The organism is Duganella sp. LjRoot269 (genome assembly GCF_964254095.1).
In the GTDB taxonomy this organism is placed as follows: domain Bacteria; phylum Pseudomonadota; class Gammaproteobacteria; order Burkholderiales; family Burkholderiaceae_D; genus Rugamonas; species Rugamonas hordei.
The window spans coordinates 4,402,869-4,422,463 of sequence record NZ_CAXUSL020000001.1 but is presented as its reverse complement, the minus strand read 5'-3'; the positions used below and the strand labels follow the sequence as shown (position 1 = coordinate 4,422,463).

Below are 19,595 nucleotides of genomic sequence, written 5' to 3'. Positions count from 1 at the left end.
TACTCGCCGGATTCGCGCCGACACTTGAAATTCCGCCGCGTTTCAGGTGTGGCAATGATGCGTTTTCGTGTAGGGGATCGCTATCGGAATTCCTCTTGGTGGCGTGTAGGAGCATGCCTTGCTGCCCGCTTAAAATTCCTCCCACTCGGCCTGCTGCGCGGCGCCGCTATTTCCTTTTGCGCGCTTGCCGCCGGCCGCCGCCGGTGCGCCGGCGCGCGCCTGCTTGCGGCGCTCGGCCGGCTTCGGCAACGCCCGCAACGGCTGCCGGACTTCCGCCGAGTCCGCCAGATCCACGGCCGGTTCGGCAAATTCGGCATCCGCAGCGCTGCCGCGCGCCGTCCGCCGCCCGCCTGGCGCCGCATGCCGCCCGGCGGGCGCGGCCTGCGCCGCGTCGCCATCAGGCACGGCAAACACCTCGATCGCCTTGCCCAGCTTGTCCGTCTCGCCGCGCATCGCCGCCGCGGCGGCGGCAGCCTGCTCGACCAGCGCGGCATTTTGCTGGGTTGCCTGGTCCATCGCCGCGATGGCCTGGTTGACCTGTTCCAGCCCGGTGGTCTGTTCGGCGCTGGCATCGGCGATCTCGCCGATCAGGCCGGTGACCCGCTTGACGCTGCCGACCACCTCGTCCATCGTATTGCGCGCCTGGTCGGCCAGCTGCGTGCCGCGCGCCACCTTGTCGACCGAATCGTCGATCAGCTGCTTGATCTCGCGCGCCGCCGCCGCGCTGCGCTGCGCCAGGTTGCGCACCTCGGACGCCACCACCGCGAAGCCGCGCCCCTGTTCGCCGGCGCGCGCCGCCTCGACCGCCGCGTTCAGCGCCAGGATATTGGTCTGGAAGGCGATGCCGTCGATGACGCCGATGATCTCGGCGATCTTCTTCGAGCTGTCGTTGATCGACGCCATGGTGCCGACCACCAGTTCCACGTCCGAGCCGCCGCGCACCGCCACGGCCGAGGCCGACAGGGCCAGCTGGTTGGCCTGCACCGCGTGATCGGCGTTTTGCTTGACGGTGGCCGTCAGCTGCTCCATCGCCGACGCGGTCTCCTCCAGCGACGCCGCCTGCTGCTCGGTGCGCGCCGACAGGTCCAGGTTGCCCTCGGCAATCTCCGCCGCCGCGCCGCCCAGCGCCCGCGCGCCGCCGCGCACCTGGCCGATGACCGCCAGCAGGCTGTCGTTCATATGCTGCATGGCCCGCAGCAGCTTGCCGGTTTCATTGTCCGACGTGACATCGATGCGGTTGCCCAGGTCGCCGTCGGCGATGCGCTGGGCCACCTGCATCGTCTGCCGCAGCGGCGTCGAGATCGAGCGCGCCAGCCACAGCGCCAGCAGCGCGCCGCCGAAGATCGCCGTGCCCAGCAGGCCGGCGGTGACCACCCGCGCGCCGCTGTACAGCTCGTCGGCCGCGCGGCCCGCCTGCTGGCTGCCGTCTATCTGCGCGGCCAGCAATTTGTCGAGCGTGCCGTTGAGCCCGTCCAGCAGCTGTTGCGAGCGGCCCTTCAGCAGCGCGCCGACCTGCTCGCGGTTGCCGGCGGCAGCCAGCGCGACCAGCTTGTCATGCTCGGCGCCGAACTCGCCGCTCTGGCGCAGCAGTTCTGCAGTCGCCGCCGGTGAGTCGTCCAGCAGCCGCGCCAGCTGTCCGCTGTTGGCGCGCAGCGCGGTCATCGCGTCGGCGAGCTTCCTGTCGGCATCGGCGATACTGTCCTTGTCGGCGACCACCACATGCTGCAGCTTGCGTACTTCCTGCAGATCGTTGCGCAGCGACAGCACGGCTATCGTCCGCGGCAGCCATTTGCCGGATAATTCAGACGAGGCTTGGTCGATGGCGCTCATGCGCGACAAGGCGCTGACGCCAAGCAGCACGCTCAGGCTTAGCACGGCGGCAAAAGCGGCCAGCAGCTTGCTGGACGTTTCCAGGTTATGTAAGAATTTCATGGTGATCCTTGGTGTCGGCGGAAGGCGGGAGGGGAGTTTGTTATGTTAAGGAAACCTCAACCTTGTCGTTTGAGTCGGGTCAACAGTGGCGGAAAAGTTGCTGAAAGTCAGGAAAATACGCAAAAAATCACACAGTCTTTCCATTCGTGTATTGCCATGTGGAAATAATGTGCAAGAATGTGGTATCCCGATTGAATACGCCTGAGCAGGTCCGACCATGGTTGCAACTTCCACAACATCCGCAGTGCCGAAAAAGACGGTTTCGCCGCGGCATGCCTTGCTGGAAGAGTTGATCGGCATCGCCACCAAGCATGCCGGCGACCAATACCTGGAACTGGCCACCAAGCTGGCCGGCGCGCTGATCGATGCCACCGACGGCGACACCCGCGCCATGCAGCTGCGCATCCGGGCCGGCAACCAGCTGCGCAACCGCAATTTCGCCTTCCTGCACCTGGCCAGCGGCACGCTGGAAAAGGCGCTGCGGCGCGAGATCGCCGAACTGGCGCCGGCCGCCAAGGGCCAGCCGCGCGAGGCCGAGCAGCCGCTGTCGCTGGTGCCGTACGAGGAAATGGACAACAAGGTGGCGCTGGGCGGCGTCAGCAAGCCGTTCGAGACGCTGTACTCCGATCAGTTGCAGACGCTGAACGTGCGCCTGGCGTTCCTGCTGGACCGCGACATCCTGCGCGGCAGCCAGAATCCGTTCCGTCCCGAAGTGTTCCTGGTCGCGCTGCAGCAGGCCTGGACCGAGTTCGACACCGAGCCGGAAGCGGCGCCGCTGCTGCAGCCGTTCATCAAGCCCGGCATGTTCATCGAGCTGGGTCCGATGCTCGACGCGCTGAACCTGGCGTTGCAGAGCAAGGGTGTGCTGCCGGGATCGGTGGACGGCTACAAGGGCCGCAAGACCGACAAGTCCAAGGCCGCCGCGCCGTCGCGCGTGCGCGGCAACCAGGCGGCGCTGGCGCAGCAGTTGCGCCAGTTCTTCGCCTCCAGCGACGTGGCCGGCTCGGCCGCCGGCGAGATCGTCGACAACATCGCCGGCGGCTTGCTGGGCGTCGACCTGAGTATTCCCGATCTGCCGATGTCGGCGCTCAACGCCGGCGCCGCATGGGTGCCGAATGCCGCCGGACGCGGCGCGGCCGACGGCGTCGTCGCGGCGCCGGGCTTCGTCGCAGCGGCCGGCTCCCAAGCGGTCGCTGCTGGCGGCTTTGCGCCTGTCGGCGGAGCGATGCAAATGCCGGCCGGCGCCATGCCCGCCGGGGCGGTGCAGGGGGCGGGCGGCGTCTGGGTGCAGGGCCCGGCGCAAGGCTTCGTGCCGGGCTTGAGCAATGAGGACGCGCAGCGGCTGTCGCAGATCGGCGCCAAGCAGCCGCTGCTGGCATACCTGGCCCAGCTGCAAAAAGCGGTTCCCTACGAATCCATCGGCACCCTGGGCGCGGTGGCCGGCGCGGCCTCCATCCCGGGCGTGGCGGCCTCGCCGATGCCGGCCGTGAACGGCGCGCCGGCTGCGACGGGCGATACGGCGGTTCCGGGCAATGTGTTCTACCTGCCCAACATCAAAGCCAGCATGCCGCAGGGCAGCTTGTCGCGCACCGATGAAAGCACGATCGACCTGCTGTCGGCGATATTCGACACTGTGTTCCGCGATCAAAACATCTCGCAGGAAATCCGCGACCTGATCCGCTTCCTGCAGATCCCGGTGCTGAAAGCTGCGCTGGTCGACAAGAATTTCTTCTTCCAGGAAGCCCACCCTGCGCGCCGCCTGATCGACCTGCTGTCGCGCATGGGCTGGGAGCAGCGCAAGGGGCCGGAAGACCCGCTGTTCCAGGCGATGCAGCGCAGCGTCGACCGCGTCGGCCGCGACTACGATCACGAACTGTCCGTCTTCACCGAGGCCGTCAACGAGCTGGAAGCGTCGATCCAGGCCGAAGAGCGCGCCGCCGCCACCGCCATCGCCGAGCCGATCGCCGCCGCGCTGAAGCAGGAAAAGATGTACGAAGCGGGCAAGCTGGCCAAGAACGCCGTCGCCTTGCGCATCGGCACCGGTGAAGTGATCGCCGTGGTCGAAGCCTTCCTCGAGCAGCGCTGGGTCTCGGTGCTGACCATCGCCTACAGCATCGAGGACGACAAGCCGGGCGCCGTCAACAACGCCACCAAGACCATGGACGACCTGATCTGGAGCGTGCGTCCCAAGCTCAACGCCGACGAGCGCAAGCAGCTGATCGCCAAGCTGCCCGGCCTGCTGTCGACGCTGAACAAATGGCTGGACGTCATCAAGTGGCAGGACGCCGACCGCCTGCAATTCTTTGCCGAGCTGGCCGAGTGCCACGCCTCCATCGTGCGTGCGCCGCTGGAGATGTCGGCGGAACGCCAGCTGGAGATTTCGATGCAGGTGGCCCAGCAGGCCGCCGAGCGCCGGCTGGAACTGCAAGCCAAGGCCGAAGCCGCGGCAAAGGCCGCCGAGGAAGCGCGCGCCCAACAGCAGCCCGATCCGGAAGAGGAGGACGCCGCCATCGAAGTCGACAGCCTGGCGCGCGGCATGTGGCTGGAGTTCGAGCAGGAAGACGGCGGCAGCCGCAAGGTCAAGCTGGCGTGGATCAGCCCGCTGCGCACGCTGTATATCTTCTCGACTGCGGCACGGCAGGAAGCGTTCTCGATGTCTGGCGAGCAGCTGGCCAAACGCTTCCGCGAGCAGACGGTGGAGGTGGTGCGCACCGAAGGCGTGGTTGCCGTCGCGCTGTCGCAAGCCCTAGCCCGCAACGCAGACAACGACGCCTCGATCGACCCGCCAGCCTCCGCCTTCGGTTGACGAAGGCCGTTCTTACTTCGAGTTGGTCAAGGTGAGCAGGGCGCCGCCCATGCCGACGAAAATGACGCCGGTGGTGCGCTTGGCCAGGCGGGTGCGGGCGATGCTTTGCTTGACGCTGCGCTTCAGCCACGACGCGCACGCCACGTAAAAGAAGTGGGACAGCAGCGTGCAGCTGGTGAAGGTCGACGTCAGCAGCAGGAAGCGCACCGGATCCACGTGATCCGGCGGCATGAATTGCGGGAACACGGCGGTGAAGAACAGGATCGCTTTCGGATTGCTCACCGCAACCAGCAGGCCGCTGCGGAAGGTGCTCAGCCGGCTGGCCTGGGCCGTCTCGGCCACGTCTTGCGCCGCCCCCGCCGTGGCGGCGGCCTGCGCCGTCTCGGTCACCAGTCGCGCGCCGCGCCAGGCTTTGATGCCCAGGTAAATCAGGTAAGCCGCCCCGGCCACCTTCAACGCGGCGAAAGCCAGCGCCGACGTCTTCAGCAGCAGGCCCAGGCCCGCCACCGCCGTCGTCGCCACGATGAACACCCCCAGCGCATTGCCTGCCGAACTGTAGAAAGCCCGCCGCGCACCCATGGTGGTCGCGGTCGAGATCGCCATGAGCACGCCTGGTCCCGGGCTGAACGCCGCGGCCAGCGAAACCGATAAAAATAACAGCCAGGTCGAAACAGTCATTGCTAAACTCCCAAAAAGGTCAGGGTAGGCCGTTGCGGCCGTGGGTGAGAAAACCGTCGCGCTCGCTCAAACGGTCGAACCAGGCATCGACCGACGCCAGGGCCGGCCGCTCCATCGGCACCGAGCGCCAGCGGTTTGCCGACAGCCCCAGAACGACGTCGGCCAGCGTCAATTGCCCGCCGCAGACAAAAGCACCGGTCTCCGCAAGTTGCGCATCGAGCATCCCCATCAACCGGTTCCATTCCGCCGCACTGGCGGCGATGGCGGCCGCGTCGGCATGCTTCGGGCTGCGTCGCACCAGCGCCATGAAAGCGTAGCGCCAGGAATTGTTCAGCTCCGTGGCTTGCCAGTCCATCCACTTCTCCACTTGCGCGCGCGGCATCGCCGTCGCTGGCAGCAGGTCGGTGCGGCCATGCTTGTGCGCCAGATAACGGCAGATGGAGTTGGATTCCCACAGCGGCTGCCCGTCGTCGACAATGACGGGCACCATCGCGTTGGGATTCAATCTCAGGAATTCCGGCGTGCCGGTCGGCTGGAAACCGCCGCCGTATTGTTCCAGTCGGTAGTCCAGGCCGATTTCGGCGCAGGTCCACAGCACCTTGCGGACATTGATGGAGGAGGATTTGCCAAGTATGGTAAGCATGGCAAGAGTATGCCACGCCCCGCAAATGGCTGCAGGCGGCCCCAAGCTTTCATTTCTGTCTATTGTTGCACGGCAATTTTAGTTAAAATGTGCCGGCATATGTTTTAATGATGGTGCAGTGCAAAAATAACGGATAGGCGATTAGATGATGATGTGGTGGCATAGCTTGAGTGTAGTGGGGAGTCTGGCGGTTACCGGACCGATCGGCGTGGCGATCGCCGTGTGGCTGATGGCCGGCAAGTCCTGGCGGCTGACGGCGGCCTGGGTCTTGCTGTTCGGCGCCGGCATGGCGCTGGTCGTGGCCACCAAGATCGCCTTTATCGGCTGGGGCATCGGCGTGCAGTCGGTCGAATTCGGCGGCTTCAGCGGCCACGCGATGCGCGCTGCAGCCGTGTTTCCCGTGGCCGGTTTCCTGGCGCTGCGTTCGTCGCCGCCGGCGGCGCGCCAGTGGGCCACTGCCGCCGGCGTGCTGCTGGCGGTGCTCATCGCCATCTCCCGCGTCCGCGTGCACGAGCACTCGATCTCGGAGGCGGTCTGTGGTTGCCTGCTTGGGTTGGCGGTGGCCGCCGCCTTCATCTGGTACGCCGGCGCCGAGGAACACATGGCGATGAGCCGCGTCCTGGTGATGCTGTGTCTGCCCATCCTGCTGGTGGCGCCGCGCGCCGAGCCGGTGCCGGCCGAACGCTGGATCACCCATGCCGCGCTGTATCTTTCCGGGCATGACCGGCCCTACACCCGGCAGATGTGGCAGCAGCCCCTGCCGCGATTGCGCTAGGCCAGGTGCAGCCTCCTGCCACGTATGCGTTTTCGGCCAGATTTGATACGCAAAATGGTATTATTGTGAACTTTTCCAGCCCACACTCCAGATAACAACGTGCGTCTATCTTCCATCAAATTGTCGGGATTCAAATCATTCGTTGATCCCACCAATTTCCAGGTGCCGGGTCAGTTGGTTGGCGTGGTCGGTCCTAACGGTTGCGGCAAGTCGAACATCATCGATGCCGTGCGCTGGGTGCTGGGCGAATCCAAGGCGTCCGAGCTGCGCGGCGAATCGATGCAGGACGTCATCTTCAACGGCTCCACCCACCGCAAGCCGGCCGGGCGGGCGTCGGTCGAGCTGGTCTTCGACAACAACGACGGCAAGGCCGCCGGCCAGTGGGGCCAGTACGCGGAAATCGCCGTCAAGCGCACGCTGACGCGCGACGGCACGTCGACCTATTACATCAACGGCCAGCCGGTGCGCCGGCGCGACATCCAGGACATCTTCCTGGGCACCGGCCTCGGCCCGCGCGCCTACGCGATCATCGGCCAGGGCATGATCAGCCGCATCATCGAGTCGCGCCCGGAAGAGCTGCGCGTGTTCCTTGAGGAGGCGGCCGGCGTCTCCAAGTACAAGGAGCGCCGCCGGGAGACCGAAAACCGGCTGCACGACACCCGCGAAAACCTGCTGCGCGTGGACGACATCCTGCGCGAGTTGAATTCGAACCTGGAAAAGCTGGAAGGCCAGGCGGCAGTCGCCACCAAGTTCCACCAGCTGCAATCGGACCAGGAAGAAAAGCAAAAGCTGCTGTGGCTGCTGCGCAAGATCGAGGCCGAGACCGAGCAGAAGAAATACTTCCGCGAGATGGAGCAGGCGCAAAACGATCTGGAGGAACAGACCGCCAAGCTGCGCAACGTCGAGCTGTCGCTGGAGCAGATGCGCCAGGCGCACTTCGCCGCCGGCGACCGCCTGCACACCGCGCAGGGCAGCCTGTACCAGACCAACGCCGAGATCGGCAGCCTGGAAGCGCAGATCAAGTTCGTCATCGAATCGCGCAGCCGCCTGCAGGCGCAGCTGGCCGCGCTGACCGCGCAACGCGACCAGTGGCAGCACCAGGCCACCGAGTACGGCGGCCAGATCGAGGAAGCGGAATTCACGCTGGAAGAGCTGTCGGCCAAGGTCGAGCAATCGCAGATGATGGCCGAGCAAAAGGCCGAGTCGCTGCCGATGCTGGAGCAGGTGTGGCGCGAGGCGCAGGTCAAGAGCACCGAGTCGCGCGCCCGCATCATGCAGGCGCAGCAGCAGCTGGAACTGGAGTCGGCGCACCAGCGCAACGCCAACAACATCCTCAACGGCCTGGCCGTGCGGCGCGAACGCCTGCAGCAGGAAAAGAGCGGCTTGAGCATGCCCGACAGCGCACACCTGAACAACCTGCGCCTGCAGCTGGAGGAAAAGCAGCAGGCGCTGGAAGAGCAGGGCTTCCTGCTGGAGGAAGCGCAGGAGCAGCAGCCGAAGCTGGAAGACGAGCGCCAGGCCGCGCAAAACCAGGTCAACACCGAAACCGCCGCCAACGCCCAGCTGGAAGCGCGCTTGAACGCGCTGCGCCAGATGCAGGAGCGGGTGCAGACGCAGGGCAAGGTCACGCCGTGGCTGCAAAAGCACGAACTCGACACGCTGCCGCGCCTGTGGCAGAAGCTCAACATCGAGGACGGCTGGGAGACCGCGCTGGAATCCGTGCTGCGCGAGCGCACCTCGGCGCTGCAGATGTCGAACATCGAATGGGCCAAGGCCTTCTTCAGCGACGCGCCGCCGGCCAAGCTGGCGCTGTATGCGCCGTCGACCGCCGTGCCGCCGACGCCGGTCGAAGTGGCCGGCCTGAAGCCGTTCCTGAACCTGCTCAAGCTGAACGACCCCGGCCTGCGCGGCCTGCTGCAGGACTGGCTGCACAATGTCTACGTCGCCGAGGACACGGCCGAAGCCTTCGCCGAGCGCGCCAAGTTGCCGCCGGGCGCCTTCTTCGTCACGCGCCAGGGCCACGCCGTCACGCAGGGCAGCGTGCGTTTCTACGCCGCCGACTCCGAGCAGGACGGCATGCTGGGCCGCCAGCACGAGATCGACAACCTCACCAAGCAGTTGCGCGCGCAGCAGATGCTGGCAGACGAGGCCCGCGCCCGCTCGGTGCGTGCCGATGCCGCCGTCTCCGAGCTGACGCGCAGGCTGACCGAATACCGCGCCAAGGTGCAGAGCCTGCAGCAGTCGGTGCACACGCTGCAGCTGGACGTGGTCAAGCTGTCCGAGATCGAGGCGCGTTTCAACCAGCGCAGCAACCAGATCGAAACCGACCTGGCGGAAATCGCCGCGCAGGAAGAAGAGCAGACCCAGATCAAGATGGAGTCCGAGGAAAAGTTCGAGCAGCTCGACATGGAACTCGGCAACCTGCAGGGCGACCACGAAGAGGGCCAGACGCTGTTCCTGGAAAAGGAGCAGCGCCTGGCCGACGCGCGCGAAGCCTTGCGCGACCTGGAGCGCGGCGCGCAGGAAGCGCAGTTCGCCGAGAAGTCCCAGCGCAGCAAGATCGAGGAATTCCGCCGCTCCATCGCCACCGCCACCGCGCAGGTGGCGCAGGTCACGGAAAGCCTGGAAGCGGGCCAGGCCGAATTGGCCAACCTCGAATCCGGCCAGGCCAATGAAGGCTTGCAGGATCTGCTGGACCGCCGCACCGCGCAGGAAAAAGCGCTGTCCGACGCGCGCCACGAACTCGATCAGATCACGCAGCAGCTGCGCATGTTCGAGGAAGGCCGCATGTCGACCGAGCGCGCGCTGCAGCCGCAGCGCGACAAGATCATGGAAATGCAGCTGAAGGAACAGGCCGCGCGCCTGAACCAGGAGCAGTTCGCCGCGCAGCTGGCCGAAGTGCAGGCCGACGAGGCGGCGCTGGCCGAGAAGCTGCATCCGGACATGAAGGCGTCCTACCTGCAGGGCGAAGTCACGCGCCTGACCAACGCCATCGCCGGCCTGGGCGCCGTCAACCTGGCAGCGCTGGACGAGCTGGCGACGGCCTCCGAGCGCAAGAACTTCCTCGACTCGCAGAACGCCGACTTGAACGAAGCGATCAACACGCTGGAAGACGCGATCGCCAGGATCGACAAGGAAACCCGCGACCTGCTGCAAGACACCTTCGACCGCGTCAACGGCCACTTCTCTGAACTGTTCCCCATCCTGTTCGGCGGCGGCCAGGCCAAGCTGATCATGACCGGCGACGAAATCCTCGACTCCGGTGTGCAGGTCATGGCCCAGCCGCCGGGCAAGAAGAACGCCACCATCCACCTGCTGTCCGGCGGCGAGAAAGCGCTGACCGCGACCGCGCTGGTGTTCTCCATGTTCCGGCTCAACCCGGCGCCGTTCTGCCTGCTCGACGAGGTCGACGCGCCGCTGGACGACGCCAATACCGAACGATTCTGCCGGATGGTCAAGCGCATGTCCGACCATACCCAATTCCTCTTCATCTCGCACAACAAGATTGCGATGGAGATGGCCAATCAACTGATCGGTGTGACGATGCAAGAGCAGGGCGTATCGCGCATCGTGGCGGTGGATATGGAATCCGCCGCAAACTTCGCTTCCGAGGCACAAGCAGCATGACAGACCTTCAAATGAGTTTGATCGGCATCGCCGGCGTATTCGTCGCCGGCGTGTTCACGTATAACAAAATTCAGGAATACAAGGCCAAGAAAAGCGTCGAACGCGCCTTCTCGACCGACCATGACGACGTGCTGATGCGCACCGGCGACGCGCCGGCTTCGTCATCCTCGTCATCCACCACGCGCCACGAGCCGAGCTTCTCGCTCGACGTCGATCCGCCTGGCGTGGCCGGTGGCGAAGCTGCCGCGGCCGCCGCGGCGCTGGGCGCGGTGGCCGCCGGATTCAGTTCGGCGTCTGACGATCCGTCGGCCGCCGCCGCGCTGGCCGCCCGCGCCAACGCCGCCTCGGCCGCCGCAGCCGAGCAGGCCACCGCGCTGGTCGATCCGCTGATCGATTGCCTGCTGCCGCTGGCGCTGGAAAGCGCGGCGCGCGGCGACAAGCTGCTGCCGGTGCTGCAAACCCTGCGCATGGTTGGCAACAAGCCGGTGCACTACATCGGCCTGGCCGTCAGCGGCGACTGGGAGCCCATCGTCCATGGCGGCGTCTACACCAAACTGCAGGGCGGCGTGCAGCTGGCCAGCCGCAGCACCGCGTTGAACGAACTGGAATACTCGGAGCTGGTCACGCGCCTGCGCGCGATGGCCGACGAAATCGGCGCCGAGCCGGAAATCCCGGACATGATCGAAGTGATGGCCGAAGCGCGCAACCTGCACCGCTTCGTCGCCGGCCACGACGCGCAACTGGGCGTCAACCTGCAATCGAACGGCGCGCCGTGGGCGATTTCGACCCTGCTGGGCGCGCTGGAAAAACAAGGCTTCGACGTGCGTCCCGACGGCCGCTACGTGATGCCGGACGGCGAGGGCGGCTTCCTGTTCTCGCTGTCGACCAACGTCACGCTGGCCGAGGAGACCACCTCGCGCCTGACCTTGCTGCTGGACGTGCCATGCGTGGCGCCTTCGCGTGATGGTTTCGGCGCCATGGTGGCCTGCGCCAAGTCGCTGGTCGGCCGCCTGGACGCGACCATCGTCGACGACTACAACCAGCCGCTGTCGGACGCCGCGTTGTCCGAGATCGCCGGCCAGGTGCAGGATTTCTACGCCGAGATGAGCGACGCCGACATCCCGGCCGGTTCCACCCGCGCACTGCGTTTGTTCAGCTAGGAAGTCGGCATGACGGAAGTGGATTACAAGACGCGCATAGCGTCGCTGAGCGCTGAACTGAACAAGCACCTGCACGCCTATCACGTGGAAGACGCGCCGACCATCCCGGATGCGGAATACGACAAGCTGTTCATCGAACTGCAAAAGCTGGAAGAAGCGCACCCCGAATTCGCCTTGCCCGATTCGCCGACCAAGCGCGTGGGTGCGGCGCCGCTGCCGCAGTTCGACCAGGTCACGCACACGGTGCCGATGCTGTCGCTGAATAACGGCTTTACCGAAGAAGACATCGAAAACTTCGACCGCCGCGTGCGCGAAGGGCTGGACGCCGCTGCCGCCGTTGAATACGCGGCCGAAGTGAAATACGACGGCCTGGCGATCAACCTGCGCTACATCGACGGCGTGCTGGTGCAGGCGGCCACGCGCGGCGACGGCTACACCGGCGAGGATGTCACCGCCAATATCCGCACCATCCGCTCGATTCCGCTGCGCCTGAACACCGCCACGCCGCCGTCCATTCTTGACGTACGCGGCGAGGTGTTGATGTTCAAGACCGATTTCGAAGCGATGAATGCGCGCCAGCGCGAGGCCGGCCAGAAGGAGTTCGTCAATCCGCGCAACGCGGCGGCGGGCAGCCTGCGCCAGCTCGACTCGCGCATCACGGCTTCGCGCAAGCTGAGCTTCTTTGCCTACGGCGTCGGCGCGCTGGAAGGGGCCGAGATGCCGCTATCGCATTCCGCGCTGCTGGACTGGTACCGTACGCTTGGTCTGCCGGTGGCGAAGGAAGCCACCGTGGTGCGCGGCTACGACGGCCTGATGGCTTACTACAAGCAGATCGGCGAAGCCCGTCCCACCATGCCGTACGAGATCGATGGCGTGGTCTACAAGGCCAATTCGCTGCAGGACCAGCGTCAGCTGGGCTTCGTCTCGCGCGCGCCGCGTTTCGCGCTGGCGCACAAGTTCCCGGCCGAGGAAGCGCTGACCGTCGTGCAGGCGATTGAAGTACAGGTCGGCCGTACCGGCGCCATCACTCCGGTGGCGCGGCTGGCGTCCGTGTTTGTCGGCGGCGTCAACGTCACCAACGCCACCTTGCACAACGAAGACGAGGTGCGCCGCAAGGATGTACGCGTCGGCGATACCGTCATCGTGCGCCGCGCCGGCGACGTGATTCCGGAAGTGCTGGCCGTGGTGCTGGAGCGCCGGCCTTCGCCCGAACCTGAAGCCTACGTGCTGCCGAAGACCTGCCCGGTATGCGGCTCGCACGTGGTGCGCGAAGAAGGCGAAGCCATCGCGCGCTGCTCCGGCGGCTTGTTCTGCTCGGCCCAGCGCAAGGAGGCGATACGCCACTTCGCCGGCCGCCGCATGATGGACATTGAAGGCTTGGGCGACCGCTACATCGACAACCTGGTCGAACACGGCAAGGTGCAGCGCGTCGCCGACCTGTACGCGCTGAAGCTGGACGATCTGCTGGAAATGAAGCGTCTCGCCGATGAACGCGACGGCACGACACCGGAGACTGTCGCGCAGGGCAAGATCGCCACCAAGTGGGCGGACAATCTGCTGGAGGCCATCGCAGCCAGCAAGAACCCGCCGCTGGAACGGCTGCTGTTCGCGCTGGGCATCCGCCACGTCGGTGAATCGACCGCCAAGACGCTGGCCGAGTGGCTGGGCCGCTTCGACCTGGTCCGCCGCGTGCCGGCCGCGCTGCTGCGCGTGCTGCCCGATATCGGCGGCATCGTCGCCGACTCGATCGCCGACTTCTTCGCCGAGCCCAAGAACCAGGAAGCGATCGACGCGCTGCTGGCGGCCGGCGTGGCGCCCACCGGCGAACATCCGCCCAGCGCCAAGCTGCGCGAGAAGCTGGACACGGTCAAGCTGATGGCCGCGCTGGGCATCCCGAAACTGACGGAACCACGCAGCAAGCAACTGGTCGAACAGGAAGTGAATCTGAAAGTGCTGGCGCACCTGCCGGTGTTTGACGTGTTCGGCCTGCCGGCCGCGGTGGCGGACTCGCTGGCCGACTGGATGCGGCAACCGGGCCACCGCGAGCAGGTCAAGGCGCTCGACGATTTGCGCAGCGATTTGCTGGACCAGCTGCCGGAACAGGCGGCTGAAGGCGCGCTGACCGGCAAGACCTTTGTCCTGACCGGCACGCTGCCGACCCTGAGCCGCGACCAGGCCGGTGCCATGATCGAGGCGCAGGGCGGCAAGGTGTCCGGTTCGGTCTCGAAGAAAACGCATTACCTGGTCGCAGGCGCCGATGCCGGCAGCAAGCTGGCCAAGGCGCAGGAACTTGAAGTCACCATACTGGACGAGGCGGGCCTGTTGGCCTTGCTGGCGGCCGGATAAAAACAAAGAAAAACCATGTCCAAGATTACCAAAGCTGTATTCCCGGTCGCCGGCCTCGGCAGCCGCTTTCTCCCCGCCACCAAGGCGCAGCCGAAAGAAATGCTGCCCATCGTCGACAAACCGCTGATCCAGTACGCGGTGGAGGAGGCCGTCGCCGCCGGCATCACCGAGATGATCTTCATCACCGGCCGCAACAAGCGCGCCATCGAAGACCATTTCGACAAGGCCTACGAGCTGGAAGTGGAGCTGGAGCGGGCCAACAAGCACGCATTGCTGGAGCTGGTGCAGAACGTGATACCCAAGCACGTCAACTGCATCTACATCCGCCAGTCCGAGCCGCTGGGCCTGGGCCACGCGGTGCTGTGCGCGCGTCCCATCGTCGGCAACGAGCCGTTCGCCGTGCTGCTGGCGGACGACTTCATGGATACCCCCGACGGCGTCAAGCCGGTGCTGGCGCAGATGACCGAGCTGTACGCCTACGAGCGCTGCAGCATCCTGGCGGTACAGGAAGTGGCGCCCGCCGCGACCCGCCAGTACGGCATCGTCAGCGCCTCGCCGTACCAGCCGAAGCTGGAACTGGTGCATGGCATCGTCGAAAAACCGGCGCCGGCAGAGGCGCCGTCGACGCTGGCGGTGGTTGGCCGCTACGTGCTGTCGGGCCGCATCTTCGACTACCTGGCCAACATCGGCGCCGGCACCGGCGGCGAGATCCAGCTGACCGACGGCATCGCCGCGCTGATGCAGGACGAGCGCGTGCTGGCCTACCGCTACGACGGCCAGCGCTACGATTGCGGCTCCAAGCTGGGCTACCTGAAGGCGATGACGGCGATGGGCCTGAAGCACGCCGAGACCGGCGACGAATATTGCGAGTTCCTGCGCGAGATCCAGTGCGGCATCGTGAATGGAGGCGGTAAATGACAGTTCGTGAAATTCTCAGGATGGGCGATCCGCGCCTGTTGCGCGTGGCCGAACCGGTCACCGAGTTCGACACGCCGGCAATGCGCGAGCTGATCGCCGACATGTTCGACACCATGCATGCCGCCAGTGGCGCCGGCCTGGCCGCGCCGCAGATCGGCGTCAACCTGCAGCTGGTGATCTTCGGCTTCAGGCAGAACGCCCGTTATCCCGATGCGCCGCAGGTGCCGGAAACGGTATTGATCAATCCAGTGCTGACGCCGCTGGCCAACGAGATGGAAGAGGGCTTCGAAGGCTGTTTGTCCGTGCCCGGCCTGCGCGGCAGCGTGCCGCGCTTTACCTCGTTGCGCTACGAGGGCGTCGACCAGTTCAACCAGCCGATCAGGCGCGACGTCGACGGTTTCCACGCGCGCGTGGTGCAGCATGAAGTCGACCATCTGCTGGGCGTGCTGTACCCGATGCGCATCACGGATTTTTCCAAATTCGGCTACACCGAGGTGATGTTCCCGGATCTCGATCCCAACGACGACGATTGAGGCGGGGCGGCCATGACTGAAGGTCCGGTGCGCGTACCGGCGCAAAAGGTGGTGCGTCCAAGAGTGGGCAACGAGCGCGGCGTGTTCCAGATGGGGACTTCGCAGATCAAGCGGGTCGGCATCGGCCGCTGGTACTGGGGCGACATCTATCACTGGATGCTGACGCTGAGCTGGCCGCGCTTCTTCCTGCTGATCGGCGCGCTGTACCTGGTCACCAACCTGGTGTTCGCGCTGGCCTTTTTCCTGGTGCCCGGCTCGGTATCCAATGCGCGGCCGGGCTACTTCCTCGACACGGTGTTCTTCTCGATCGAAACGCTGGCCACCGTCGGCTATGGCTACATGAATCCCGGTTCGACCTACGGCCACGTCGTCGCCTCGATCGAGATCCTGCTGGGCATGGTCGAAGTGGCGACGGTGACGGGCCTGCTGTTTGCGCGCTTTTCGCGGCCGACGTCGCGCATCATGTTCTCCGATGTCGCCGTGATCACGCCGTTCAACGGCGTGCCGACGCTGATGCTGCGCACCGGGAACGAACGCGGCAACCTGATACTGGAAGCGTCGGTGCGGGCCACGCTGATACGCCGCGAAACGACGCTCGAAGGGCAGATCTTCACCCGATTCTACGACCTGACCCTGGAGCGCGAGCACTCGGGTGTGTTCGCGCTGACGTGGACGATCCTGCACAAGATCGACGAATCGAGCCCGTTCTGGGGCAAGTCGCAGAAGGACCTGCACGATGAAGGCGCCACGCTGTCGGTCGCCGTATCCGGCACGGACGACACGCTCAACGATTTCGTCCACGCCCGCCAGACCTACGCGGCCGAGCACATCTTCTTCAACCACCACTTCGCCGACATCATGTCGGACAAGCAGGAGGGGAATGTGCGCATCCTCGACTACAGCAAGTTCCACGACATCTATCCGGACGGCTCCGAAGGCGGCAACATGCCCGGCGCCGCGCTGGCGCATCCGGGCTAGGCTTCCTCTTCGGCGCCCAGCAGGTCGCGCGCGTTCAGCAGCGCGTAGACGATTTCGGGATGGTTGCGGAAGCAGCGGCGCACGGCGGCCGGCAGGTTCTCGCGCGTGCGGCGGCACAGGCCGGGCTGCTCGACCAGCTTGATCGACAGGCCCATGACGGTACTGACGCCGTTTGCGCTGGGCGTGATGGTCAGTGTGACACCCAGCTGTTCCTGGATGCGCTGCTTGAGATGGCCCAGCTGTTCGTAGGTGGTGACGGATTCGATGCGCTCAATCAGCACCTTCTCCTGGTCGCGGGTCAGGCGCAGCACGCGGATGTCTGTGTCGTCCGGCGCCCGGTCCCAGGCCTGCAGCAAATCGTCGCGGCCGCACTCGCAGGCCCCCGGCGGGCACTCTTTACGAATCGGAAAAGGCAGGGCTTGAGGCATATCGCAACGGCTGTTCGGTCTGGGGCGAAAACTCGCCGGAGCTAAATTCTACTCCTATTTACCTGGCCGGGGCCGTTTGCAGACGGTGCTGCAACAACGCCAGCACCGCCGCCTCTTCGGGCCGCAGCGCGTGCACGTCGTGCTGCAGCTCATCGCGCGCGCGGCGGCGCAGCGCCTTCAGCATGGTGCCGTCGAGGTAGGACTCGATCACCGCCGGATGCACATAGCATTTGCGGCAGATGGTCGGCGTGTTGCCCAGCTTTTTGGCCACCGATTCGATCGCCTGCACCACGTTCTTCTTGGCCTGTGCCTGGGAGTCGTATTTTTCGTATTCATGCAGCGCCACCGCCGCCAGCACCGTGCCGGACCAGGTGCGGAAGTCCTTGGCGGTGTAGTCCTCACCGGCGATGGATTGCAGGTATTCGTTGACGTCGGCCGAGCCGATGCTGTGCGGGTTGCCGTCGTCGTCGACGTACTGGAACAACTCCTGCCCGGGGAGGTCGCGTACGCGGCGGATGATGGCGGCCAGCCGCCGGTCCTCCACCTTGACCGCATGGTGCACGCCGCTCTTGCCGCGAAAACGGAACTCGACGGTGCCGCCGTCCAGCCGCACATGGCGGTCGCGCAGCGTGGTCAGTCCGAAGGATTTGTTCTCGCGCGCGTACTCCTCGTTCCCTATCCTCATCATCGTCGCTTCCAGCAGGTGGATCACGGTGGCCAGCATCTTCTCGCGCGGCAGCCCGGGCAGCCGCAGCGCGGCATCGACCGCGCTGCGGATCGCAGGCAGCGCCTTGCCAAAGCTGAGCAGGCGTTCATACTTGGAGTCGTCGCGGTGCGCGCGCCAGCGCGGATGATAGCGGTACTGCTTGCGGCCGCGCGCATCGCGCCCCGTCGCCTGCAGATGGCCCAGCGGCTGGCGGCAGATCCACACGTCGGTCCATGCGGGCGGGATCACCAGCGACTTGATGCGCGCCAGCGTGTCGGCATCGGTGACGGCGTGGCCGTCGGCGTCGACATAGTGGAAATGCTTGCCCCGTTTGCGGCGGGCATAGCCCGGCTGGTCGTCGTGGACGTAGCGCAGCCCGGCCGACCTGGCGGCGGCGGGAGCATTGGACGGGGCGGGGGCGGCGGTGCCGGCCGGACCGGCCGCCGCTGGCATATCGCGCTTCATCGCTATCCTTGTGGGGCAGATTATCGGGAATCGTACCCGCCGGTCCGCAGCGACGTTGTGCGCTAGCGCACGCTTATTCCAAACGCTTCAGGCGCTGGCCGACGATGCCCCACCGGCAGGCTTCGCCGTCGACGGTGCCGGTCAACGCCCAGCCGGTGCCGATCTTCTCGACGCCGATCTCGCACTCCAGCTCCTTTGCCAGCTGCTCGGCCCAGCCGCGCGCCGCGCCCTGGCCCTTGAACAGCTCATTGCCTTCGTAGATCACGGTGGCGTCGAATACAGGGGCGGCAAAGATGGTCATGGTGGTATTCCGAAAAAGTAAGCCGTTATTGTGCCACCAAATTGTGCCGTCGGCGCCACTACGTCATTCAACGTATTCCTTGCCGCTTGTCTGCTAGCTAATCTTGCAACATCCAAAACCAAGAGGGAGAGCAAGATGGGGTTGAAAAAGGGAGTGCTGCTGGCGGCAGCGGCGGTGGCGGCGGTCGGCGGGCTGGGTGAGGCGCAGGCGGGTGCCACGATCAATTTTGGCGAAGACAAGTCGGTCAGCGTCGGTTTCGGCATGCGCGAGAGCTTCACCAGCGCGGAAAACGGCGCGCCGAACGGCACCGACCGTTCCAGCGACTTCAATCTGGATTCGGCGCGGCTGTTCTTCGGCGCCTCGCTGAACAAGAACATCAAGGGCATGCTCAACACCGAGTGGGACGGCGACAAGATCCGCATCCTCGACGCGGCGGGGCAGTTCGCCATTTCGCCTGAGCTCAACATCTGGGCCGGCCGCCTGCTGTCGCCGTCCGACCGCGCCAACATGGCGGGGCCTTACTACTCGCTGGGCGGCGGCTACTGGGCCGGCGTGGCTTCGCGCTACGGCTACAACGGCGGCATCTTCCGCGGCCGCGACGACGGCGTGGTCGTCTGGGGCAATGCGGGCGAGGGCGGCAAGCTGGGTTATTCGTTCGGCGCCTTCGAAGGCCACACCTTCGGCATCGGTTCGCTGACGCAGTCGCAGGCCAAGGCGGCAGGCGTCAAGGCCGACGACTCGCTGATGTACGCGGGCCGCGTGCAGTACGACTTCTGGGACGCGGAACCGGGCTACTACGGCACCGGCAACTACATCGGCGGCGCCGACATCCTGGCCATCGGCGTCGCAGGGCGCTACCAGAAGGACGGCATCCTGACCATCGCCAAAAACGGCAAGTACAGCGCGTACAACGTCGACTTCCTGCTGGAGAAGCGTATCAAGGGCTCGGGCGCCTTTGCCGTGGAGGCGGCCTGGTACGACTACGACACCGACGACATCATCAAGTCCGAACAGGGCAAGGCATATTCCGCGGGCGCCTCGTTCATCTTCGAGGACAAGGTCGGCTGGGGCAAGTTCCAGCCATTCGCGCGCTGGCAGAAGTTCAGCGCCGACACCGACATCGACACCAAGCAGATCGACGCCGGCGTGAACTACATCATCGACGGCTACAACGCGCAGATCAGCGCCGTGTACTCGAAGACCAAGGTCACCAAGGCCGCCGACCTGGACAAGTTCTCGGTCACCTTGCAGCTGCAATTCTAACTTTCACAGGGAGCTATCACATGCAAAATCGTCGCA

The 19,595-nt window shown here is 65.6% G+C and carries 15 protein-coding genes; 9 read left to right on the top strand and 6 right to left on the bottom strand.

Annotated elements, in window-relative coordinates; all coding sequences use genetic code 11:
- Positions 1-129 precede the first annotated feature (129 nt).
- On the bottom strand, positions 130-1,932 hold the full coding sequence (locus tag ACSQ3S_RS19770) for a methyl-accepting chemotaxis protein (RefSeq protein ID WP_436143509.1): 1,803 nt from the start codon (positions 1,930-1,932) through the stop codon (positions 130-132).
- A 244-nt stretch (positions 1,933-2,176) separates the two neighbouring features.
- Between ACSQ3S_RS19770 and ACSQ3S_RS19765 the strand changes: the two genes are divergently transcribed.
- Positions 2,177-4,738, top strand: coding sequence for a DUF1631 family protein (locus ACSQ3S_RS19765; protein WP_436143508.1), 2,562 nt, complete (start codon positions 2,177-2,179; stop codon positions 4,736-4,738).
- A 12-nt stretch (positions 4,739-4,750) separates the two neighbouring features.
- On the opposite strand, the gene ACSQ3S_RS19760 is transcribed toward ACSQ3S_RS19765, so the two are convergent.
- Positions 4,751-5,416: a LysE family translocator gene (locus tag ACSQ3S_RS19760; protein WP_176651125.1), complete on the bottom strand. Its 666-nt coding sequence runs from the start codon at positions 5,414-5,416 to the stop codon at positions 4,751-4,753.
- Between the two features lie 19 nt (positions 5,417-5,435).
- Complete coding sequence (locus tag ACSQ3S_RS19755) at positions 5,436-6,059, bottom strand: glutathione S-transferase family protein (RefSeq protein ID WP_436143507.1); 624 nt, start codon at positions 6,057-6,059, stop codon at positions 5,436-5,438.
- A gap of 145 nt (positions 6,060-6,204) precedes the next feature.
- On the opposite strand from ACSQ3S_RS19755, the gene ACSQ3S_RS19750 reads away from it, so the two are divergent.
- The 7 genes from ACSQ3S_RS19750 to ACSQ3S_RS19720 all read left to right on the top strand — a co-directional run bounded on the left by ACSQ3S_RS19750 (position 6,205) and on the right by ACSQ3S_RS19720 (position 16,396).
- Complete coding sequence (locus tag ACSQ3S_RS19750) at positions 6,205-6,834, top strand: phosphatase PAP2 family protein (RefSeq protein WP_436143506.1); 630 nt, start codon at positions 6,205-6,207, stop codon at positions 6,832-6,834.
- Positions 6,835-6,933: 99 nt separating this feature from the next.
- Positions 6,934-10,461, top strand: coding sequence for a chromosome segregation protein SMC (smc, locus tag ACSQ3S_RS19745; protein WP_436143505.1), 3,528 nt, complete (start codon positions 6,934-6,936; stop codon positions 10,459-10,461).
- The gene (locus ACSQ3S_RS19740; protein ID WP_436143504.1) at positions 10,458-11,621 is read left to right on the top strand and encodes a cell division protein ZipA C-terminal FtsZ-binding domain-containing protein; all 1,164 of its coding nucleotides are present in this window, start codon (positions 10,458-10,460) and stop codon (positions 11,619-11,621) included. The genes smc and ACSQ3S_RS19740 overlap by 4 nt, the downstream gene beginning before the upstream one ends.
- 9 nt (positions 11,622-11,630) lie before the next feature.
- Positions 11,631-13,967: an NAD-dependent DNA ligase LigA gene (gene ligA, locus ACSQ3S_RS19735; protein ID WP_353404502.1), complete on the top strand. Its 2,337-nt coding sequence runs from the start codon at positions 11,631-11,633 to the stop codon at positions 13,965-13,967.
- 15 nt (positions 13,968-13,982) lie between these two features.
- Positions 13,983-14,885 carry a UTP--glucose-1-phosphate uridylyltransferase GalU gene (gene galU, locus ACSQ3S_RS19730; RefSeq protein ID WP_176651119.1) on the top strand — a complete coding sequence of 301 codons (903 nt, stop codon included), beginning with the start codon at positions 13,983-13,985 and terminating at the stop codon, positions 14,883-14,885.
- The gene (gene def, locus ACSQ3S_RS19725) at positions 14,882-15,418 is read left to right on the top strand and encodes a peptide deformylase (protein ID WP_436143503.1); all 537 of its coding nucleotides are present in this window, start codon (positions 14,882-14,884) and stop codon (positions 15,416-15,418) included. The genes galU and def overlap by 4 nt, the downstream gene beginning before the upstream one ends.
- A gap of 12 nt (positions 15,419-15,430) precedes the next feature.
- Complete coding sequence (locus ACSQ3S_RS19720; protein WP_176651117.1) at positions 15,431-16,396, top strand: ion channel; 966 nt, start codon at positions 15,431-15,433, stop codon at positions 16,394-16,396.
- Here ACSQ3S_RS19720 and ACSQ3S_RS19715 read toward each other — a convergent pair.
- The 3 genes from ACSQ3S_RS19715 to ACSQ3S_RS19705 all read right to left on the bottom strand — a co-directional run bounded on the left by ACSQ3S_RS19715 (position 16,393) and on the right by ACSQ3S_RS19705 (position 18,296).
- A complete protein-coding gene (locus ACSQ3S_RS19715) occupies positions 16,393-16,824 on the bottom strand; it encodes a hypothetical protein (protein ID WP_436143502.1) in 432 nt (143 codons plus the stop codon). The genes ACSQ3S_RS19720 and ACSQ3S_RS19715 overlap by 4 nt on opposite strands.
- A 58-nt stretch (positions 16,825-16,882) precedes the next feature.
- A complete protein-coding gene (locus ACSQ3S_RS19710; RefSeq protein ID WP_436143501.1) occupies positions 16,883-17,995 on the bottom strand; it encodes a DNA topoisomerase IB in 1,113 nt (370 codons plus the stop codon).
- Positions 17,996-18,068: 73 nt separating this feature from the next.
- A complete protein-coding gene (locus ACSQ3S_RS19705) occupies positions 18,069-18,296 on the bottom strand; it encodes a hypothetical protein (RefSeq protein ID WP_436143500.1) in 228 nt (75 codons plus the stop codon).
- 135 nt (positions 18,297-18,431) lie between these two features.
- Here ACSQ3S_RS19705 and ACSQ3S_RS19700 point away from each other — a divergent pair, with 135 nt between their 5' ends.
- On the top strand, positions 18,432-19,559 hold the full coding sequence (locus ACSQ3S_RS19700) for a porin (RefSeq protein WP_218087722.1): 1,128 nt from the start codon (positions 18,432-18,434) through the stop codon (positions 19,557-19,559).
- Positions 19,560-19,595: the final 36 nt, after the last annotated feature.

Bases quoted from the DNA above. Each gene is read 5' to 3' on its own strand.
- ACSQ3S_RS19770 (WP_436143509.1), bottom strand. From the start codon at position 1,932: ATGAAATTCTTACATAACCTGGAAACGTCCAGCAAGCTGCTGGCCGCT.
- ACSQ3S_RS19760 (WP_176651125.1), bottom strand. From the start codon at position 5,416: ATGACTGTTTCGACCTGGCTGTTATTTTTATCGGTTTCGCTGGCCGCG.
- ACSQ3S_RS19755 (WP_436143507.1), bottom strand. From the start codon at position 6,059: ATGCTTACCATACTTGGCAAATCCTCCTCCATCAATGTCCGCAAGGTG.
- ACSQ3S_RS19750 (WP_436143506.1), top strand. From the start codon at position 6,205: ATGATGATGTGGTGGCATAGCTTGAGTGTAGTGGGGAGTCTGGCGGTT.
- ACSQ3S_RS19740 (WP_436143504.1), top strand. From the start codon at position 10,458: ATGACAGACCTTCAAATGAGTTTGATCGGCATCGCCGGCGTATTCGTC.
- ligA (WP_353404502.1), top strand. From the start codon at position 11,631: ATGACGGAAGTGGATTACAAGACGCGCATAGCGTCGCTGAGCGCTGAA.
- galU (WP_176651119.1), top strand. From the start codon at position 13,983: ATGTCCAAGATTACCAAAGCTGTATTCCCGGTCGCCGGCCTCGGCAGC.
- def (WP_436143503.1), top strand. From the start codon at position 14,882: ATGACAGTTCGTGAAATTCTCAGGATGGGCGATCCGCGCCTGTTGCGC.
- ACSQ3S_RS19720 (WP_176651117.1), top strand. From the start codon at position 15,431: ATGACTGAAGGTCCGGTGCGCGTACCGGCGCAAAAGGTGGTGCGTCCA.
- ACSQ3S_RS19715 (WP_436143502.1), bottom strand. From the start codon at position 16,824: ATGCCTCAAGCCCTGCCTTTTCCGATTCGTAAAGAGTGCCCGCCGGGG.
- ACSQ3S_RS19710 (WP_436143501.1), bottom strand. From the start codon at position 17,995: ATGAAGCGCGATATGCCAGCGGCGGCCGGTCCGGCCGGCACCGCCGCC.
- ACSQ3S_RS19705 (WP_436143500.1), bottom strand. From the start codon at position 18,296: ATGACCATCTTTGCCGCCCCTGTATTCGACGCCACCGTGATCTACGAA.
- ACSQ3S_RS19700 (WP_218087722.1), top strand. From the start codon at position 18,432: ATGGGGTTGAAAAAGGGAGTGCTGCTGGCGGCAGCGGCGGTGGCGGCG.